Annotated in this window: 17 protein-coding genes and 3 tRNA genes; 8 read left to right on the top strand and 12 right to left on the bottom strand. The window is 63.8% G+C overall.

Annotated features, from left to right (window positions below; translation table 11 throughout):
* Positions 1-121 precede the first annotated feature (121 nt).
* From ACTHN9_RS19560 to ACTHN9_RS19545, 4 genes are all read right to left on the bottom strand, one after another.
* The gene (locus tag ACTHN9_RS19560; RefSeq protein WP_440538424.1) at positions 122-757 is read right to left on the bottom strand and encodes a uracil-DNA glycosylase family protein; all 636 of its coding nucleotides are present in this window, start codon (positions 755-757) and stop codon (positions 122-124) included.
* Between the two features lie 73 nt (positions 758-830).
* A complete protein-coding gene (locus tag ACTHN9_RS19555) occupies positions 831-1,199 on the bottom strand; it encodes a DUF488 domain-containing protein (RefSeq protein WP_440538423.1) in 369 nt (122 codons plus the stop codon).
* Positions 1,200-1,313: 114 nt separating this feature from the next.
* Positions 1,314-2,147 carry a hypothetical protein gene (locus tag ACTHN9_RS19550; protein ID WP_440538422.1) on the bottom strand — a complete coding sequence of 278 codons (834 nt, stop codon included), beginning with the start codon at positions 2,145-2,147 and terminating at the stop codon, positions 1,314-1,316.
* A gap of 281 nt (positions 2,148-2,428) precedes the next feature.
* Entirely contained in the window at positions 2,429-3,493 is a 1,065-nt protein-coding gene (locus ACTHN9_RS19545; protein ID WP_440538421.1) for a glycosyltransferase family 4 protein, read from the bottom strand.
* Positions 3,494-4,290: 797 nt separating this feature from the next.
* On the opposite strand from ACTHN9_RS19545, the gene ACTHN9_RS19540 reads away from it, so the two are divergent.
* Positions 4,291-6,159: an ABC transporter ATP-binding protein gene (locus tag ACTHN9_RS19540; protein WP_440538420.1), complete on the top strand. Its 1,869-nt coding sequence runs from the start codon at positions 4,291-4,293 to the stop codon at positions 6,157-6,159.
* A gap of 64 nt (positions 6,160-6,223) precedes the next feature.
* On the opposite strand, the gene otsA is transcribed toward ACTHN9_RS19540, so the two are convergent.
* Positions 6,224-7,711 carry an alpha,alpha-trehalose-phosphate synthase (UDP-forming) gene (gene otsA / locus ACTHN9_RS19535; protein WP_440538419.1) on the bottom strand — a complete coding sequence of 496 codons (1,488 nt, stop codon included), beginning with the start codon at positions 7,709-7,711 and terminating at the stop codon, positions 6,224-6,226.
* A complete protein-coding gene (gene otsB / locus ACTHN9_RS19530) occupies positions 7,708-8,460 on the bottom strand; it encodes a trehalose-phosphatase (RefSeq protein ID WP_440538418.1) in 753 nt (250 codons plus the stop codon). The genes otsA and otsB overlap by 4 nt, the downstream gene beginning before the upstream one ends.
* Positions 8,461-8,690: 230 nt before the next feature.
* On the opposite strand from otsB, the gene ACTHN9_RS19525 reads away from it, so the two are divergent.
* The 3 genes from ACTHN9_RS19525 (at position 8,691) to ACTHN9_RS19515 (ending at position 10,479) form a co-directional block, all read left to right on the top strand.
* Entirely contained in the window at positions 8,691-8,951 is a 261-nt protein-coding gene (locus ACTHN9_RS19525; protein WP_440538417.1) for a hypothetical protein, read from the top strand.
* Positions 8,930-9,526 (top strand): SCO family protein, encoded by a 597-nt coding sequence (locus tag ACTHN9_RS19520; RefSeq protein ID WP_440538416.1) that lies wholly within the window; start codon positions 8,930-8,932, stop codon positions 9,524-9,526. The genes ACTHN9_RS19525 and ACTHN9_RS19520 overlap by 22 nt, the downstream gene beginning before the upstream one ends.
* An 86-nt stretch (positions 9,527-9,612) precedes the next feature.
* Positions 9,613-10,479, top strand: a complete 867-nt coding sequence (locus ACTHN9_RS19515; RefSeq protein WP_440538415.1) for a cytochrome c oxidase assembly protein — start codon at positions 9,613-9,615, stop codon at positions 10,477-10,479.
* A gap of 89 nt (positions 10,480-10,568) precedes the next feature.
* Here ACTHN9_RS19515 and ACTHN9_RS19510 read toward each other — a convergent pair whose 3' ends face one another.
* Complete coding sequence (locus ACTHN9_RS19510) at positions 10,569-11,090, bottom strand: GNAT family N-acetyltransferase (protein ID WP_440538414.1); 522 nt, start codon at positions 11,088-11,090, stop codon at positions 10,569-10,571.
* A 181-nt stretch (positions 11,091-11,271) separates the two neighbouring features.
* Positions 11,272-13,326, bottom strand: coding sequence for an SMI1/KNR4 family protein (locus ACTHN9_RS19505; RefSeq protein WP_440538413.1), 2,055 nt, complete (start codon positions 13,324-13,326; stop codon positions 11,272-11,274).
* 278 nt (positions 13,327-13,604) lie between these two features.
* Between ACTHN9_RS19505 and ACTHN9_RS19500 the strand changes: the two genes are divergently transcribed.
* The 4 genes from ACTHN9_RS19500 (at position 13,605) to ACTHN9_RS19485 (ending at position 16,756) form a co-directional block, all read left to right on the top strand.
* A complete protein-coding gene (locus ACTHN9_RS19500; RefSeq protein WP_440538412.1) occupies positions 13,605-14,819 on the top strand; it encodes a polysaccharide pyruvyl transferase family protein in 1,215 nt (404 codons plus the stop codon).
* A 126-nt stretch (positions 14,820-14,945) separates the two neighbouring features.
* Positions 14,946-15,584 (top strand): FMN-binding negative transcriptional regulator, encoded by a 639-nt coding sequence (locus ACTHN9_RS19495; RefSeq protein ID WP_440538411.1) that lies wholly within the window; start codon positions 14,946-14,948, stop codon positions 15,582-15,584.
* Between the two features lie 114 nt (positions 15,585-15,698).
* On the top strand, positions 15,699-16,334 hold the full coding sequence (locus ACTHN9_RS19490) for a LysE family translocator (RefSeq protein ID WP_440538410.1): 636 nt from the start codon (positions 15,699-15,701) through the stop codon (positions 16,332-16,334).
* A gap of 89 nt (positions 16,335-16,423) precedes the next feature.
* The gene (locus tag ACTHN9_RS19485; protein ID WP_440538409.1) at positions 16,424-16,756 is read left to right on the top strand and encodes an antibiotic biosynthesis monooxygenase family protein; all 333 of its coding nucleotides are present in this window, start codon (positions 16,424-16,426) and stop codon (positions 16,754-16,756) included.
* A gap of 119 nt (positions 16,757-16,875) precedes the next feature.
* On the opposite strand, the gene ACTHN9_RS19480 is transcribed toward ACTHN9_RS19485, so the two are convergent.
* From ACTHN9_RS19480 to ACTHN9_RS19465, 4 genes are all read right to left on the bottom strand, one after another.
* A tRNA-Cys gene (locus ACTHN9_RS19480) sits at positions 16,876-16,949 on the bottom strand.
* Between the two features lie 116 nt (positions 16,950-17,065).
* A tRNA-Gly gene (locus ACTHN9_RS19475) sits at positions 17,066-17,141 on the bottom strand.
* 83 nt (positions 17,142-17,224) lie between these two features.
* A tRNA-Gly gene (locus ACTHN9_RS19470) sits at positions 17,225-17,300 on the bottom strand.
* A gap of 231 nt (positions 17,301-17,531) precedes the next feature.
* Positions 17,532-18,926 (bottom strand): gamma-glutamyl-gamma-aminobutyrate hydrolase family protein, encoded by a 1,395-nt coding sequence (locus ACTHN9_RS19465; protein ID WP_440538433.1) that lies wholly within the window; start codon positions 18,924-18,926, stop codon positions 17,532-17,534.
* Between the last annotated feature and the right edge of the window lie 130 nt (positions 18,927-19,056).

Genomic DNA, 19,056 nt, shown 5'->3' with positions numbered 1-19,056 from the left:
CGCGGTTTCGCTTTGTTCGACGAAGGGGCTGGCCGCGCGCCGAGCGAGCCCGATTGGTCGCCCCGGACCATGTAAATTAGTGACAGCCACTGACGAAATGACCGGTACGCCCAAGCGCGCGCTACGCGCTATCCTTTCGTGCGTTCGCACCGATTCGCTTCCCCGACAGGGCATTCGCCACGCGCGCTTTGAGGACGGGAAGCAGGTCGCGTTCGAACCACGGATGACGCTTGAACCAGCCCTGATTGCGCGGCGAAGGATGCGGCAGCGGGATACGCGAGGGGCCGTACTCGCGCCAAGCGGCGACGGTTTCCGTCAAACTCCCGCGCCGTTCGCCGCCGAGAAAGCGCTGCTGCGCATACGCGCCGACGAGCAAGGTCAACTCGATGCGCGGCATTTCGGCGAGGACGCGCGCGAGCCACAACTCGGCGCATTCGCGGCGCGGCGGCAAATCGCCTGACCGGCCGCGTCCGGGATAGCAGTAACCCATCGGTACCAGTGCAATGCGCTCGGGATTGTAGAAAAGGTCGGGGCCGATCCCCATCCAATCGCGTAGGCGCTCGCCGCTCTTGTCGTCCCACGGAATGCCCGATGCGTGTACGCGCGCACCGGGCGCTTGGCCGACGACGAGTACGCGCGCGCCCCGTCCGACCTGCAAGACGGGCCTCGGCCCGTGAGGCAAATGCGCCTCGCAGGCTCGGCACGCACGGATCTGCGCGAGCAGCGCTTCCAAAGGGACACGGGAGGAAAGAGACATCGGTGCGACGGCTTAAAAGCGAACGGGACGAACGGTGCTAATGGTGCGATGGGGGCTAATGGTACCGACGGGGCTAACGATGCGCGAGCTTGCGGGCCAGGTACTCGCGCAGCACGACAGCCTGATTGTGCTCGCGATCGCGCGCGCCGAACACGAGCGTGACGCGTCCGTGCTTGGCGGCATCGGCGATCGGCTGCCAGGCTGCGGGATTCGCGTCGAGTTCGGCGCAGTAGCGCTGGATGAACGTTTCCCAACGCGACGGATCATGGGCGAACCATTGCCGCAGCTCGGTGCTGGGCGCGACATCGCGCAGCCAGGCGTCGAGATGCAGCGATGCCTTGGTGATCCCGCGAGGCCACATGCGATCCACGAGAAACCGTGCGCCACCGTCCGCGTCGAGCGCGTCGTACGCTCTGACGATATCGATTCGAGCCTGTTTCATCGCTCACTCCTCGCCTGGGTGCATTGCGGTGGGCGCTCGGCGCTCGGCTTCGCGAGCGCCGCGCTGGCCCCATTTCGCCCTGCCCGGCGCCGCATGCGGCGTTATGCCGCGCGATTAGACCTGGCGAAGGGTGGCGTCGAGCGCATGCGCCGATGTTCGATCGCCGTCCGTTGCGATCGTCGTCCGAAAGATCGTCTGCCGATTGTGCCCCACCGCGGCCGGCGAGTCCCACAGCAATTCCACTTGCGAGCGCCGTGCCCACCCGCGCGCGCGAACGGGCGCCACCGAGTTTGACGCCTCCGGCAAGGCGGCGCCGTCCGCCGTCGGCTGCACCGTCGGGCGCTCGCGTTCGACCGCGCTCGCGACGGGCCATTTGACGGAGAGTTCGCGCGCGTCGTATTGCCCCAACTTGCGGCTTTCCACCCAGACGACGACCGTTCGGGTGGCCGCGTCGAGCGACACCGCGTACCGGCCGATGGCGAAGCGCCGCGCGGCGGCGTTGGTCCGCCACAAGGCGCGCGGGCGACAGATCCAAAGTACAGCGGCGTACAAAGCCGGGGCGGCGACAAGCCAGCCGTTGGTCTCGGCGATGGCATTCACGGTACGCCGGCCGCCGGCGGCCCAGACAAAAACGCCGATCGACCAGAGCGCGAACAGCAGACACAAGAATGCAAATAGCCGCAACGCTTGCCGCAGCCATTGCGGCAACGGATGAAAGGGCCGCTCGGCACGCGCCCGCGCGCCAGGCAGCACGATCAGCAGAAACAGGAAAACGCCGTTGATCGACGCCCACGGCGAAGACGCCATCGCGGAGAGCGATTCGCCGTAGCCCATTTGCGCCATCGAATAAAGCCAACGCGCCAGCAAAACGAGACCGATGGCGCGCAGCGTAAACATCGTACCGGCACCCGGTGCCGGATCCGCTCGCGTGGGGGTCGCTCTTGCCAAGACGCTCTCCTAAGGTCAATCGTTGCAGCCGCCGTTTTCGCGGCAGCAGCATTATAGGGATTTTGGACGCAAGGTTTCCCATCTCGGACGAATCTCAACGATCGAAATCGCTCGGGTCGCGCCGCTCGATCCACGGAAAGCTGCCGCTTGGGCTGGAAGGAACGCCGGACGATCGCCGAGATCGACCGAAAAACGACACGCCCCGCGTGCCGGACGGCAGGCGGGGCGTGTCGAGTCGAGCCGCGAATGCGAGGCGCTACACCGCCTCGCGCCGTAGCGCGTTAGCCGGCGGCGACTTCGCGCAGCACGGAGCGGCGCTTTTGACGCAGCAGGTTTTCGTACGATGCGATGTAGTTCTGCGCCATCACCTTCGACGTGAAACGCGCTTCGAACGCCTTGCGGACCGTCTCGCGCGGCAACGACGACAAGCGCTTCACGGCGGCGACAGCCGACAATTCGTCTTCGACCACGAAACCCGACACGCCGTTTTCGATGACTTCAGGCACCGAACCGCGCTTGAACGCGATCACGGGCGTGCCGCAGGCCATCGCTTCGATCATGACGAGACCGAACGGCTCCGGCCAATCGATCGGGAACAGCAATGCGTGCGCGCCGCCCAGGAATTCGGCCTTCTCGGATTCGCTGATCTCGCCGATGTATTCGACGTGCGGCAGTTGGAACAGCGGCTTGATCTGCTCTTCGTAGTAGGCGCGGTCGGCCTTGTCGAGCTTCGCGGCGATCTTGATCTTCATGCCGGCCTTCTCGGCGATACGGATGGCCGTATCGACACGCTTCTCCGGCGAAATACGGCCGAGGAACGCAAGGTAGCTCGGCTCGATATCTTTGCGCGGCGTCAGCAGGTTCTCGGGCAGGCCGTGGTAGACCGTCGAGAGCCAGCTCGCCTGCGGCAACGGCATGCGCTGATTGTCGGAAATCGACACCACCGGCACTTCGTTGAACGTATTGAAGATCGGTTGCAGCTCGGGCAGATCGAGACGGCCGTGCAGCGTCGTGAGGTGCGGCACCGGCTGACGCGAGAACAACGAGAACGGGTAGTAATCGATGTGGAAGTGCAGCACGTCGAATTCTTCGGCGCGGCGGCGCACTTCTTCGAGCAGCAGCATGTGGGGAGCCATCGTGTCGCGGATCGACGGATCGAGACGCAGCGCCTGCGGCCAGAATGCTTCGAGCTTCGCCGACGTCTTGGAGTCGCCGCTCGCGAACAGCGTCACGTCGTGGCCGAGGTCGACGAGCGCTTCCGTCAGGTACGACACCACGCGCTCCGTCCCGCCGTACAGCTTCGGAGGAACCGCTTCATGCAAAGGAGCGATTTGAGCGATCCGCATAGTGATGAACTCCTAATAAAAATTCAGGCAAAAGTGTTGACCAAGTTCGAAGCGAATCGCCCGCTCCAGCATTCGGCGGCAGCACCCCGTCCGGCCCGAACGGGGGGCGATTCGCCCTCGGCCGTCGGCGGTTACCGCTCGATCGATCTCGGGGCTACGCGCCACATGTCGTTAAACGCATTGCTCGCCCAATCGTTGACCGTACCGCGTCAATTTCCCTAGGGCAAACCCGGATCGATTATCCGACCGGTTTTATGCTGCGCCGCAGAACATTTCAAACTCTTTACGTTGTTACAAGCCAGATACATTTCGCTCGCCATGGGCACCCAAGGGGCGCCTACAGTACGCCGATGCGCCCAATTTTCGACACGGCACGGCTTCGCGAGCCGCACCTGCGAAGCAGCCGCCGTGCCACGTCGCGCCAAAGCGCGTCGCGTGACATATCGATCGGGTGCTTGCGTGCTTTGCGTGCTCTGCGTGCCGAGTCCGGCAAACGATCCAGCCCCAATACCATGATCGGTAATTTCTACATGGCGTTTGGACATAACCCGCTATTGTATCGGAAAATTACGGTTAGCTTCGACTAACCTTTCGACCGAAGCGCGCACCGAATTTGCTCAGTCGAGCCAGGACGAGCGCCGGGACAATGTGCTGCCGCAAAACGGCGTTGTGCGCACCCAACGCTCGTCGTGAAGCCCCGGGGAAGTTCCGCGGATGTTTACAATGGCGGCGTGCCGCGCCATCTCGTTATTGCTCGAGATTGGCTGCCGGCCCGCCCCTCGCAGACTATGCTTTTGATGACACTCGCTTCGCGTGCCTCGCACGAACCACAATTGGAACATTCGACCGTCGCCGAGCGTAACGCTCGCAACGCCAGGCTTGCAGGCTATGCCGACCGGCCTTTGGCGTTCTTGCTCAGTTACATCCGGCGCCACCCCGTCTCGCACGCGATCGTGTTGGCCAGCGTCTTCGCAGCTGTCGGCTGTGCGCTGGCGTCGCAATACGCGATCAAGCATCTGATCGACGTGCTCGGCATGGGACGGCACCATCCGGGCCCGCTATGGGGTGCGTTCGCGATCCTCGTCGGCCTCATCGCTGCCGACAATATGCTTTGGCGTATCGGCGGATGGGTGGCCGCCCATGCGTTCGTCGACGTCACGGGCGATCTGCGGCGCGACTTGTTCCAGTACCTGACCGGCCACTCGCCGACATATTTCTCGGAACGGCAGCCCGGCACGCTCGCCAGCCGCATCACCGCCACCTCGAACGCTGTCTATACGTCCGAGAACACGATGGCGTGGAACGTGTTGCCGCCGTGTATCGCGGTGATCGGCGCAATCGTCATGATCATTACGGTGAACCCGGTCATGGCCGGTTGCCTGATGCTGTGCTCGGGCATCCTGGCCGTCGTCCTGTTCAAGCTCGCCGGGCGCGGTTCGTCGCGGCACCACAAGTTCGCCACCAAGGCCGCCGCGGTCGACGGCGAACTCGTCGACGTGATCGGCAACATGGCACTCGTGCGCGCGTTCGGCATGACCGTGCGCGAACAGCGCCGCTTCGGCGAAACGGTCAAGGCGGAGATGGACGCGCGCCAGCAGAGCCTGCTCTATCTCGAGCGGTTGCGGCTCTTGCATGCCGTCATCACGGCGCTGCTGTCGGCCGGCTTGCTCGGTTGGGCGCTGTGGCTCTGGACGCAAGGACGCGCCACCTCGGGCGACATCGTCCTCACGAGTTCGCTCGGGTTCACCATCTTGCATGGAACGCGCGACCTCGCCGTGGCGCTCGTCGATGTCACCCAGCACATCGCGCGGCTCGCCGAGGCGGTGAAGACGCTGCTCGAACCGCACGGCATGCCCGATCGCGAAGAAGCGGTGCCGCTCGCACCGCACGGCGGGCGCGTGGATTTCGAAGGGGTGACGTTCGCCTATCCGCGCCGCAAGCCGATCCTCGATCACTTCGATCTGCACATCGAAGCGGGACAGCGCGTCGGGCTCGTCGGCAAATCGGGCGCCGGCAAATCGACCGTCCTCGCCCTGCTGCAGCGGTTCTACGAAACGCAAGGCGGCTCCATCAAGGTCGACGGCCAAGACATCGGCACCATCACGCAAGACAGCCTGCGGCATGCGATCGCCCTCGTGCCGCAGGACATCGCGCTGTTCCATCGGACGGTATACGAGAACATCGCGTACGGCCGGCCCGAGGCGACGCGCGAGGAAGTGCACGCCGCGGCGCGCGAGGCACGGTGCACCGATTTCATCGAAGCCATGCCCGACGGCTTCGACACGATCGTCGGCGATCGCGGCGTAAAGCTCTCCGGCGGCCAGCGGCAACGGATCGCGATTGCGCGGGCGATTCTGAAGAACGCGCCGATCTTGTTGCTCGACGAGGCCACCTCCGCGCTCGACAGCGCCTCGGAAGAAGCGATCCAGCAAGCGCTCGACCGGCTCATGGTGGGCCGCACGGTCATCGCGATCGCGCACCGTCTATCGACGCTGCAGAACTTCGACCGCATCATCGTCATGAGTTCGGGCAAGGTTATCGACGACGGCACCCCCGAAGCACTGCGCAACCGCCCCGGCATCTATCGCGATCTGCTGGCCAAGCAGCACGGCAAGGCGATGCATCTGCACCCGGGCGGCCGCAAAGTCGACGAGCACGTCGCGTAAGGCGGCTTCGACTTATCTCGACTTAGTCCTTCATAGAACTTAAGGCCTGCTCGGGCTCATCCCCTCAGGCCGCCACCCGCTTGCGCGCCGTCTTGGCGCGCGCTGCCGCGCCCTTCCCGCCCGCCGAGCTTTCCGCCGGCTGCGCACCGCCGCTTTGCGACAGATCGCGCAGGAACGTATCGCGCCAAACCGACACGTTGTTGCTGCGCAGCTGGGCGATCATGTCGCGATAGCGCGCACGCCGTTCGGCGAGCGGCATCGACAGCGCCTGAGCCAGCGCTTGCGCCATCCCGTCGATGTCGATCGGATTGACGATCAGCGCACCCGTCAGCTCGTCCGCCGCGCCGGCGAAGCGCGAGAGCACCAGCACGCCTGGATCGTCGGGATCTTGCGCGGAGACATATTCCTTTGCGACGAGATTCATGCCGTCGCGCAGCGGCGTGACGTAGCCGACGTGCGATTCACGAAATAACGCGGCCAGCACGGATCGCTCGTACTGCCGATGGATATACCGGATCGGCGTCCAATCGAGTTCGGCGAAGCGGCCGTTGATCCGGCCGAGTTCGGATTCGAGCCGCAACCGGATGTCCTGATAGGCATGCATATCCGCGCGCGTGGGCGGCGCGATCTGCACGAACGAGACGTTGTTGCGGCAGGCCGGCACCTGATCGAGCAACCGCTCGAAGGCGCGAAAGCGTTCGACGAGGCCTTTCGAATAGTCGAGCCGGTCCACGCTCATGATGAGCTTGCGATCGTGCAACGTCTGACGCATGGTGCGAACCGATTTGCCGCGCGCGCCGGCTTTCGCGAGCTGCGCGATTTCGTCGGGATAGACGCCGATCGGATACGCAGCCGCCTGCAACGAGCGTCCGAAGGCGCGCACGAGCGCGGGCGCACCCGCGACGAACGGGCCGCGGCGCGCGCCGCCTTCGATCTCGCCGCCCGCTTCATGCACGACGTAGTCGCAAAAGGCGCGCACGTCCGCTTGCGTCTGAAACCCGAGCAGATCGAACGAACACAGCGCTTCGGCCAGCGCGCGATGCGGCGGAATGGCCAGCAGCACCTGGGCTGCCGGAAAGGGAATATGCAGGAAAAAGCCGATCCGGTTCTTCACACCGGCCGCGCGCAGCGCTTGTGCGAATGGGATCAGATGGTAGTCGTGCACCCAGATCACGTCGTCGGCGCGCAGCAGCGGCACGAGCTGCTGGGCAAGCCAGGTATTGACGCGCCAATAGCCTTCGAAATCGTGGCGATCGTATTGAATCAGATCGGCGCGATAGTGGAACGCGGGCCATAGCGTCGCGTTCGAAAAGCCTCGGTAGTACTGATCGTAATCGCGCCGTGCGAGCCCGATCGTGGCGAACGTGACGGGGCCTTGTTCGACGAGCTGCAGTTGGGGTTGGCCGGACGAGACGACTTCGCCGCTCCAGCCGAACCACATGCCGCCCGTCTCCTTGAGTGCGTCGTACACGCCGACGGCGAGCCCGCCCGCTGCCGGGCCGCCCTCCGAAATCGGCGCAACCCGGTTCGACACGATGATGAGGCGACTCATGACGCTTGCCGTGCCGCGCGGACAATATCGGCGAGCCAGAGGGCGAACGCGCCGACCGAATCGACGCGCATGCGCGCCGAGGTATCGCCGGCACCGACCTTGATCGATACGCCGCCGCGTTCGTTGACGAGCGCAAACGCCTTTTCGTCGGTCAAATCGTCGCCCGCGAAAACGGGCATGCGGCCGGCGAACGGCGGTTCATCGAGGAAGGCCGCGACCGCGCGCCCTTTATCGACGTTTTTCGGCTTGATTTCGTAGACCATCTTGCCGGGCTGCAGCACGTAAGCGTCGGCGTGTTCGTCCACCAGACGCTGCGTCGCTTCGCGCGCCGCCGTCTCGGCGAGCGGCGCGTTGCGGAAGTGGACCGCTAGCGCCGCGCCCTTGATCTCGAGCAGCGTGCCCGGGTGCGCGTTGACGAGTTGCTCCAGCACCTTTTCCATGCGCAGCAGGCGTGCATCGTTGAAGCCGAGCCTCACCGTGTCGCCGCTCGCGTCGCGCCGCTCGGCGCCGTGCAACCCAGCAATAGGCAGATCGGGCATGCCGAGGAACGCATCGATGCTGTCGATGCCGCGGCCGGACACGACCGCCACGGCGCCACGCGTCAAATCGCGCAATTGCGCCAGCGAATCGACGACGCCCGGCGGTACGACCACGCCGTCGGGCGTGGACGCAAGTTCGACGAGCGTGCCGTCGAAATCGAAGAAGAACGCCGTCTCGCTCGGAGACAGAAAAGCCGGTAAAGATTGCATCAGGTTGGTTCGCGTGACGGCTCGACACGGCTTATAGCCATGCAGAACCGGAAAAGTTTGCGCATCTTACCGCGCTTGCGTCGCCTTTTCGAGCAAGAACGCCTTGAAAACACCCCAGCCCCGAAGCGGCGACGCGACGCGGATTCCCTGCCCCGTATCTTGCCTGCTCCTGCGGCAAATTGCCTCGGTATTGACCGACATCAACGGCGCGAACGGTAACGGAAAGGTATTTGCGCTATAGTCCCTGCCTCGCAGCCGCCCTGTCGGCGCTGCCCAGCGAGGGCGGCCCCGCGGCGCTGACGCACCTCACGAGTCACGTATGTCGCACTGTGTTCTCCGAGCCGGGCCGCCACCCGGCGAATCGGCCGATGCCGATGCTGTTCCCGCTCCCGCTGTCGCTCTCGCGCCTTTCGCTGTCGATCGAGCCTCGCCACGTGGGCCTGGCGCTCGGCGCCCCCGCCCCGCTTCCTTGCGAGTCGTCCGAAGCTTGATCGGCCTTGCCTGCGCCGCGCTCATTGCCGGCTGCTCGCACGACGGCGGCCCGTGGCAACTGACCAACGTAACGGGCCATCTTCCCGATCTGGCGTTCACCTTGACGGAAGACACGGGCCAGAGCGTGACCGGATCGGCGTTTCGCGGCAAGACGACGCTTGTCTATTTCGGTTACACGCATTGTCCCGACGTTTGCCCCGAAACCATGGCGCGGCTGATGCAGGTGCTCGCTAAGTTACCGGCCGACGACGCAAAGCAGGTCCGCATCCTCTTCATTTCGGTGGATCCGGCGCGCGATACGCCGCAAGCCCTGCACGAATACGTCACGGCGTTCGACGCCGAGCACATTCGGGGCCTGACGGGCACCGACGCACAAGTCGAAGCGCTCGCGAAGCGCTATCGTGTCGCGTACCAGATGGAAAAGCGCGACCCGAACGGCAGCTACGAAGTCACGCACAGCTCCGCTGTTTATGTCTTCGATCGCGACGGGCGCGCGCGGCTGCTGGCAACGAGCAACGATACGCCCGATGCCATCGCACACGACTTGCGGCGGGTCATCGAACAGGGGGCTTGAAGTGCGGATGTTCACCACCGGCGAAACGTTCCACCCGCCGTTTGCCCTCGAATCGCCGGCCATGGCGAAGTAAGCCGAAAACCGCCATGAATCTGCTTTATTGGCTCGATCCTTGGGAACCGTCGCCGACGGTCGTCGTCGCTGTGCTCGCCGCGGCGATTCTCTATGCGCGCGGCGTGCGGCATGCGCGGGTCTCGCTGCTGCGCCAGGTTTCGTTCTGGTTCGGGCTCGTCGCGCTTTACATCGCCTTGCACACTCGGCTCGATTACTACTTCGAGCACGAGTTCTTCATGCATCGCTTGCAGCACCTCGTGCTGCATCATCTTGGCCCGTTCTTCATCGCGTGGTCTTATCCGGGCGCCGCACTGCGGGCAGGCATCCCGTTCCGCTGGCGCCAACGTTTCATCGGGCCCGCCGTGCGGACGAAACCGATGCGCGCGTTGTTCGACGTCGTGTTTCATCCCGTTGTCGCCGTCCTGCTCTTCGTCGGGCTCATCTACTTTTGGCTGCTGTCGCCGATCCACTTCAAGGCGATGCTCGACTGGCGCCTTTATCGAATCATGAACTGGAGCATGGTGGTGGACGGCCTCTTGTTCTGGTGGCTCGTACTCGATCCGCGGCCCGCACCGCCCGCGCGGCTGTCGCCGGGACGGCGGATCATGATCGTCATCGCAGCCATTCCGCCGCAAATCGTCCTAGGCGCGTTGATCTTTTTCACGCCGCGTGAACTCTATCCGATCTATTCGATCTGCGGGCGCGCTTTCACCTGGATCAGTCCGATCCGCGACCAACAGATCGGCGGGTTGCTGCTCTGGATTCCGGGCTCGATGATGAGCGTATTCGGCGCTTTGATTGCGTTGCGGCACTGGATGCGGCTTTCGGCGCGCGAACGGCTGATCGAGGAGCGCCGGGAGATCGCGTTGGAAGCGCCGCATCCCGCCCGCGCGCCGTGACGCGTCATGCTGCGCGCGGTGGCTTCGGATCGCGATAGTTCGCTCGAGGTGGAGCAGGCGACTTACGTTGCGAGGGGAATGCGGCTGGACTAGACCGAGCGCATCCAGACGTGCGGGATGCCGTCCTCGTCATGCACTTCGGAAATCGGCTCGAAGCCGAATGCGCCATAGAACATTTGGAGATGCGCCTGCGCATGCAGCTTGATCGCTGCATCGGGCCACTGCGCGACGATATGCTTCAGCGCTTGCTCGAGCATGGCACTGCCTAAGCCGATACCGCGAAAACCCGCGGTCGTCAGCACGCGGCCGATGCGCACGTCGCTATCCGACGCATCGGGCAGCAAAACACGGAGATAGCCGGCGAGCGCCGGCATCGACCCACCGCCGTTGCGCAATGTGCCTGCCGACGCTTCTGCGTGACCCGAATAAGCGAACAAGTGCCACGCGTCCTGGTCGAGCCCATCGACGTCGTTATAGACGCACTGCTGTTCTACGACGAACACGGCATTGCGCGCCTGTAACATGTCGTAGACTTCCGAGGCGGTCAGTGCGGAAAAGGGTTTCCAGCGCCAATCGGGGAATTCGTGCGGGTCGTGGGTGGAATCGGTCATGGGCAGGGTCAAAGACATTCGGTACCCGGCGATTATCCCGCGGCGCGCTGGCAATTTCCAGCGGCCACGATGACGGGCGTCGGGTCGTCCCGAATGACGGGCTGGACAACGCCACCGAGCCGGCCAGCCTTTGGACGCGGGCTTGTTCCCCTAGCTTGCCCCGCTGCCCCGGTTGTTTGTTCTACTCGTCCTGATGCGCGAGGCCGGTAAGTTCTTTGACCATGCCATCCAGCCACTGCTCGAAGCTCGCCGCCAGGCACTCGCGACGCTCATCGTCGTGCAAGACACGAATGACTTGGCCGACCGTGCCGCCGGGCGCGGGATCGAGATCGAGACATAAACAATCGCCCATACCGTTTGCGGCGAAGGGAATCCATTGCAGGTTGAACCAATCGTCCTTGATGCCGCCGTCCGGATCCGACGTGATTCCGTCGAACGCGCCTTCGACCACGAGATCGCGCCAGGACGTCCACTCCCTGAGGATGCCCCGGACGTCGAGCAAGTTGTCGCCGTTGAAACATCCCATGCATCGATCGGCTTGCCCGTTATGGATTTTCACGCTCGCGACGAAATCGTCGGGCAGCTTGGCACCGAGTGCGCGTTCGAGAAGGTGTATCTCCGCGTCGCAAGCTGGCGCCTTGAACCCTTCCGGGGCCGCCGCCGGCATCGACTGCAGCCAGCCGTCGAGGCGTTGCCACGATTCGGCGACAGTCATTTGAGGTTGCATGGGCTCGGGTTCGGTCGGTTGGATTGCGTCGGGAATGATTTCGATCGGTTCGGGTTTGGCGCAATTGGGCGCAGCGGGCTGTCGCGTCGGGTCCAAGCGCAGGAAGTGAACGCGGCTGCCCACCCCGAGACGGCCGTTTCCGGCAGGGATGGCGGCTATGACCTCGGCATCGAGAAAGGCCGCAATGCAATGCCGCTCCTGGGCGGGTAAGAGTTCGATCAATGGTTCGCCACGCACGCCCCAGACGAGCTTTGCCCATCGCATGAGATTCGTCGCTCGATCACATTCGACGTCATGGACGAGTTCGCCGATTTCCCAATAGGGGCCGGGCGTGTCGACGAACTCGTACATGTCGATGACTCGCCGCACAAACACATGCATCAAAACAGCGACCGAACTCTGAGAACCCGGCAGGTTGATCAAGGTGGCCTGATCCCGGTGGTGAATTTGAAGGCAACTACGCAACCGACCGTGCTCGTCGACCTCCTTGATGGTCTCCTTAAACGGCGGTGAGCGATCCGGGCTAGTGGCGAAGTTGAAGTATCCACCCGGCGTCTGATTAACCCGATTAGCGTGATCCATTCCGTAGTTGTCGAACCATCGCAGGCAGTTCAAGCCAAGATCCCGATACGATGACAATTCGGAGATACCACTGCCGATAATCAAGTCGTATCGCTGAGCAAGTTCCCTAACCCGTTGCCGATACTGACCTTCGCCGGCCCGGCGCGTCTCAAGGGTCAGCCCCGCCATCGGAGGCGGCGATAGATATTCGACGGGTGGAACATCGAAGCCCCAGCGCTGCAAAAGCAAACGAATATAGGGCCCACAGGCATCCGTGGTTTGCCAGTCACTGCGAGAGGCGAGCGGTGCGCAGCGGTCATAGCTGGAAACGACGACGCCAATTCGCGGGCGCTTGGTCACTTTGATTTCGCGCACACCCGCAGCGATCAATGCTGCTTGGCGCTCGACGGTGAGGCGCTGACCCTTCGCGATCAGGCGTTGTCCGGCGGCCACATCGCTCGCACGAGCGATGACACCGGTTCCTGGGCGCGGCGACCGCCATAACCAAATCTGCTTGAACCACGCCGAGTCCGGCGCCTTGTCGGCTTCGCGGGGAACGACCGCATCCACGCCCTCAGGCAAGACCCCATGGGCCAGGGTGTCTACTATGTGCTTCGGTGGCAGCGGATCTATCAATGGCTTGTCGACCCGCTGATGCTTGTTCGGGCTGTCAGGGAGGAAATCCAAAATGGCGGGCCTCACAGCAGGTGTTGGATTCACATCGCTCGCGCGTACGCCGTAGCCCTCATACGCAGCAAGCGGCCATCGAGGCACATCGTCGACTGCGGTGACGTCTTCGGCGGTGACGCGCAAGTGCGCGTCTTCGATGGAAACCACTTCGGACTGCAAGCCACGAGGAATGGCCGCCGGACATGCACTGTAGGCGGCGCTCAACCATTTCGGAAACGACCCGAGGTCGAGGATCTTCTTTCCGTGATAGGTCGTCATGTGCCCGCCGATGTCGGATAGTCGGCTTCGCAGTGCGCTTCGGGAGTCGTCATGATCCCTTTCCCCTTTTGTCGTAACGAAAAAAGGACCGACGGTAGTGCAACAACGATGAAACCTTGCTACCGACCCGCACATTTAGGACCAAATGAAGGCCGTGCACGATGCGGCGCAGGCTAGGCCTTTCAAGCCAGCCCCGCGTGGCCCCCCGTCGCGTACCATGGCCATCGTTGCGCATCGCATGCCGCGCTACGGCATGCCTGCCCCCTCAGAGATAGCCCATGACCGACGCCTCGTCCGATCCTGTTACCGTGCTCTTCGGTGCATTCGATCGGCACAACTTCGGCGACATGCTCTTCCCCCACGTGCTCGCCCGGATGCTTCCGGGCCGCACGATTCGCTTCGCCGGATTACTCGAATGCGACCTCAGCCCGTACGGGGGCCATTCGGTGCAGGCCATCGCGACGCTCGCGTCGACCTTTGCCGACCAGGCATTCGACATCGTTCACGTCGGCGGCGAACTACTCACCTGCGATGCTTGGGAAGCGACCGTCATGCTCTCGCCGGCCGAACGCGCGATGCCGATCATCGAAGCGCACGCCGCATGGAGACAAGCGCCGGCCAAATGGGCCATGACGCATCTCGGGCTCCCCATGCGCGCGCCGTACGTCTTGTCGAAAGCGCAGTTCACGCGGGCACGCCGCGTCGTGTTCAACGCAGTCGGCGGCGTCGGCCTCGAAGACCGCGATCCCGCGATGGCCGCGGAAGTGATCGACGCGCTTCGCCGAGCGGATGACGTCTCCGTCCGCGATACGGTCACGCAAAAGACCCTGCTCGACGCCGGGATCGCCGCGAGGTTATTGCCCGATCCGGCGGTCATGGTCGCGGAGCTGTTTGGCCGCACGATCGGCGACCATGCCACCAGTGAAGCGGTTGCATCGATCCGCGACGCATGCCCCAACGGCTATGTCGCCGTCCAGTTCAGCGCCGATTTTGGCGACGATCGAACCCTAGACACCCTCGCCGCCCAGCTCGATGCGGTCGCAGCAACGCACGGAGTCGGCATTGCGTTCTTTCGTGCCGGGATCGCACCCTGGCACGACGACTTGGCCGTGTACGAACGCACGCGGCAGCGAATGCGCACGGCAACGGCGTACTTGATGACATCGCCGAACGTCTGGGACATCTGCGCGCTGATCGCGAACAGCCGCGCCTATTGCGGCAGCAGTCTCCACGGAAGAATCGTCGCGGCGGCGTTCGCACTGCCGCGCGTCAACCTACGGCATCCCGCACGCGCCGCCGGGCCGAGCAAGCAGACGTCGTTCGCCGCCGCGTGGGAAGACGCGGAGGTCCCGGACGAAATCGGTATCGGCGACTTGGCACGTGGCGTCGATGCCGCGTTCGAAGTCGACCCGGCACAATTGCAACGTACCGCGCGAACGCTCGTGGATGCGTATCGGTCCGCATTCGAACGCACCGTAGCGCTATTGGCTTGACGAACACGCCCTAAGCCGACGGTTGGGCCTTTAGAATAGGCCCGTTTTCTCCCACAATGGCCGTAGACTCCCACGCGTGCACTCGGCGTCTCGCGCCGTCGCTCGCCGATCATTTCCGGAACCGCTATGTACATCCCCGCCGATTTCAACGAACCTCGCAAAGACGTGCTGCACGCCTGCATCGAGCAACATCCGTTCGGCATGCTGGTGACGCACGGTAGAAACGGACTCGACGCGAACCATATTCCGTTCGAACTCGCGCCGGGCGAAGGCGAACTCGGTGTCCTGCGTGCCCACGTGGCGAGAGCCAATCCGGTATGGCAAGAGGTCGCGGACGGCGACGAAGTGCTCGTGGTTTTTCGGGCGGGCGACGCCTACATCTCGCCGAACTGGTATCCGAGCAAGCACGAGCTTCATCGGCAAGTGCCGACATGGAATTACATCGTCGTCCATGCGCACGGGCGGATCGCCATTCGCGACGACGAGAAATTCGTTCGCGGTTTGGTCGCACGGCTCACGCGGACGCACGAAGCCTCGCAACCTCGGCCATGGAAGATGAGCGATGCGCCGAGCGACTACATCGATACGCTGCTCAAGTCGATCGTGGGCTTGCAAATCGACATCACGCAATTGGTCGGCAAAAGCAAACTCGGCCAGAACAAAGAAGTGCGCGACATTCGAGGCGCAGGCGAGGCGCTTCGTGCCGCCGGAGAGTGTCCGATCGGCGACGCGATGCTCGCCGCCGCCGCGCGCAAGCAAGCCTAGCGCGGCGATTCGTGCGACTGGCCCGGTAAAACTTCGCGCAATTGACCCTGGCGGATGGCCCGCGTTGCGTAACAATCGAGCGACGGTTTCTCCATTGCTACTCAAAGGGCCACCATGTCCGGCAATACTCTTTTCTCCGCCAACCTGCTGCTCGCCTATGCCGCGTATTTTGTCGGTACGGCGAGCCCCGGTCCCAGCAACCTCGCGATCATGTCCATTGCAGCCAACGAAGGTCGCAGAGCGGCGCTCGCGTTCGCGGCCGGCGTCATTTCGGGTTCGATGTTTTGGGCAACCGTCGCAACGGTGGGCATCTCGGCGGCGTTGATCGCCTATTCGCATTTCATCGTCGCGATCAAGATCGTCGGCGGCCTCTATCTGCTGTGGCTCGCATTCAAATCGGGGCGCACGGCGCTGTCTGCGTCCGTCGCCACCGCATCCAAAGCGCAGCGGCCCGCGACGCTCAAAGCGCTCTATACGAAGGGCGCCTTGCTGCATCTGACGAACCCGAAGGCCGTCCTCGTCTGGGTGTCGATCGTCGCGCTGTCGTCGAACGGTTCGGGTACCGCTCACGCTGCCGTCATTCCGGGGTGCGCCGCGATCGGTTGCGTCGTATTCAGCGGGTATGCGTTGCTTTTCTCGATGGAATCGGCGCGTCGCTTTTATACTCGTGCCCGCCGCGGGCTCGAAGGATCGCTCGCGGTGGTATTCGCGGCCACAGGCATCAAGCTGCTGGCCTGGCCGTCCAAATGAGTACGCGGTAGGGCTCGCCGGAGTCGAGGCGCATGCCCGCGCCGCGCCGGCACTCCGCCTTATCGCTACCTACATTCGACGTGACCGCTATGTACGCTTCGACGTTCATCTTCAAAGCCGGCCAGTACGACGAGCAATTCCATCGTCTGGACGAACAAATTGCCCAAGCCGCGCGCAGCATACCGGGCTACCTGGGCGAAGAGACTTGGGAAAATGCGGACGCTGGGCTCATTCAGAACGTCTACTACTGGGCATCCGAGGAAGCGCTGCTGCAATTGATTCGGCATCCGGCGCATCTCGAGGCGAAGGCGAAACAATCGCGCTGGCTGGACGGCTATCGCGTCGTCATTGCGAAGGTGCTGCGCGAGTACGGAGACGGTAAATTGCCGATGCGTGCGAGCGCCGCGAGCGAATCGCCCTGACAGCGCACGAGCGAAGCGCGGCCGAGAGGCCGCTCCTGTTACTGCGCCGCTACGCCGCCACGAAACGACCACGGAAAAAGAAAAACCCTGACGAGCCGAGACTGGTCAGGGTTTCAATTTGGAGGCGCGAGCCGGAGTCGAACCGGCCTACACGGCTTTGCAGGCCGCTGCATAACCGCTTTGCTATCGCGCCGAAAGCGGATTTACCGAAACATTAGGCGCCGAACGGCTGCGCAACGTCCCAGCATATCGGTTCAGCAAGCCGGCAGGGCCGCTAAACAAAAAGGGAAGCTTAGCTTCCCCTATACCTGGAGCGGGAGACGAGTCTCGAACTCGCGACCTCAACCTTGGCAAGGTTGCGCTCTACCAACTGAGCTACTCCCGCGTGATCCTACTAACTACTTGGCGGCATCTCGACGAACGACCCATCGACAACGAATCGCTTCGTACGACATACCTCATCGAAACTGGAGCGGGAGACGAGTCTCGAACTCGCGACCTCAACCTTGGCAAGGTTGCGCTCTACCAACTGAGCTACTCCCGCAGTTTGCTTCCACCGATTCACTCGCTAAACGTCGTGCACCGGAGAAGCGAGATTATGTATAAACCGCTGAAACGTGTCAACACTTTTTGTATCGATCCGATACACGCACATCGAAAGACCCATCGAAAGACACGGCTGTTGCGGCTCGGACGACCCGCCGAGAGATCGGAACGATCCGAGCGCGCAAGCCCAAACGACAAACGGCTCGCTCGAGCATGATCGGGCCGCGGCTTAGAACCGTGTCTCGCGCGCCGCGCGCAGGAACGTGTCCAAGAGCGGTGTGCAGTCCAGTAGTTCGGGCCCGCCCGCCCGATGAAATTCCGGGTGCCATTGCACGCCCACGACGAACGGTGCGCGCCGATAACGCACGGCTTCGATGAGTCCATCGCCCGCCGACACGGCCTCGATATTCAAGTCCCGCCCGAGCGTCTTCACGGCTTGGTGATGGATCGAGTTGACGACGGCTTCGCGCCGCCCCGGGAACATGCTGGCGAGCGAGGAGCCGTCGGGGAACCGCACCGAGTGCCGATGCTGATCGTAAAACTCGCTGACGTGCACGCCCGCCGTCGGCACTTCCGTGGCGATGTCCTGGTAGAGCGTGCCGCCGAACGCCACGTTGATCAATTGGCAACCGCGGCAAACGCCGAGCACGGGCTTGCCCGATTCGATGAACTCGTACAGCAACTCGAGTTCGTACATGTCGCGCACGCGATCGCCGGGCCATTCCGGCCGCATGTCGCTTGCCGCGTAGGTCTGCGGCGAGACGTCCGCGCCGCCTTGGAGCAACAAGCCGTCCAGGTGCTTCGCGTAATCGCGCAAGCGGATGTTGCTCGGATGAAGCATCCCTTGATGGCCGACCGTCGGGATCATGAAGACCATCACGTCGCGCGACATGACCCAATGCGCCACCGATTCTTCGAGATACTGCAGCGTCTTGCCGCGCAGCCCCCGCGCGCCGGGCTCCGGATGGAAGATCCGAGCCGAGACGCCGATGCGCAGCGTGCGCTGAGTGATACGCTGCCCCGCTCGGTCGAACAACTGCCGCGCACGCGCCGCAATTGTGCGTCCCAACACGGACCAGGCTGAGTCGTTTTGCCGCAGGTACGCAGGCTGCGTCTGCGCCACGGTGCTCGCGGGCGGCGGACGGGAGGTATCGAAATCCGGCGGTGCGCCGAAGCCCGGCGGCGGTGCGCCAGGCGCGCGCCCGGATTGGGCCGCGTGTTCCTGCGCCGCTGTCTGCTCGGTCGCCGCGCTGCGCGCCTGCGCGGCATCCGCCGCGTGCGTCGTCGCTGGGGGCGTGCCGGGCTCGGAAGCGATGGCCGAGGCCGACTCCAGCGCGTCGCTCGAAGCACGCGAGGCGGCGCTAGGCGTGTCGGTCGTATTCGACGTGGTCGCGACTCCAACTGCGCCCGGCACTCCGGGCGGCTCGTCCGCACTTCCCGCAGACGCGCCGGAGCCAGAAGCGGGCGGAAGCGGGGGCGTAGTGGGCGGTGCAGAGGCTGGGGTGGCGGGCGCGGCGGCTATCGCTCGCGCGGTTTCGGGGGAATCCGGCGACGTAGCCGGAGACGGGACGGATGAATCGGGGCCGGACTGTCCGGCACGGGGCGGCGGCGTGTTTTCGCTCATGACGATGGGCAGGCGCGTCTCGTACGCGAAGCGATGAAATGGGTTCATTATCCGCCAGCGCACCGATGGCTCGCAAATTAGCTCCGCTTGCCGCGCCCGCGCGATTCCATTCTCTGCGTCGCGAGGGCCA

Origin of the sequence: Trinickia sp. (genome assembly GCF_051953405.1) — a bacterium.
Lineage (GTDB): Bacteria > Pseudomonadota > Gammaproteobacteria > Burkholderiales > Burkholderiaceae > Trinickia.
The sequence above is the reverse complement of the archived record's forward strand: the minus strand, read 5'-3'. Positions and strand labels throughout refer to the sequence as shown.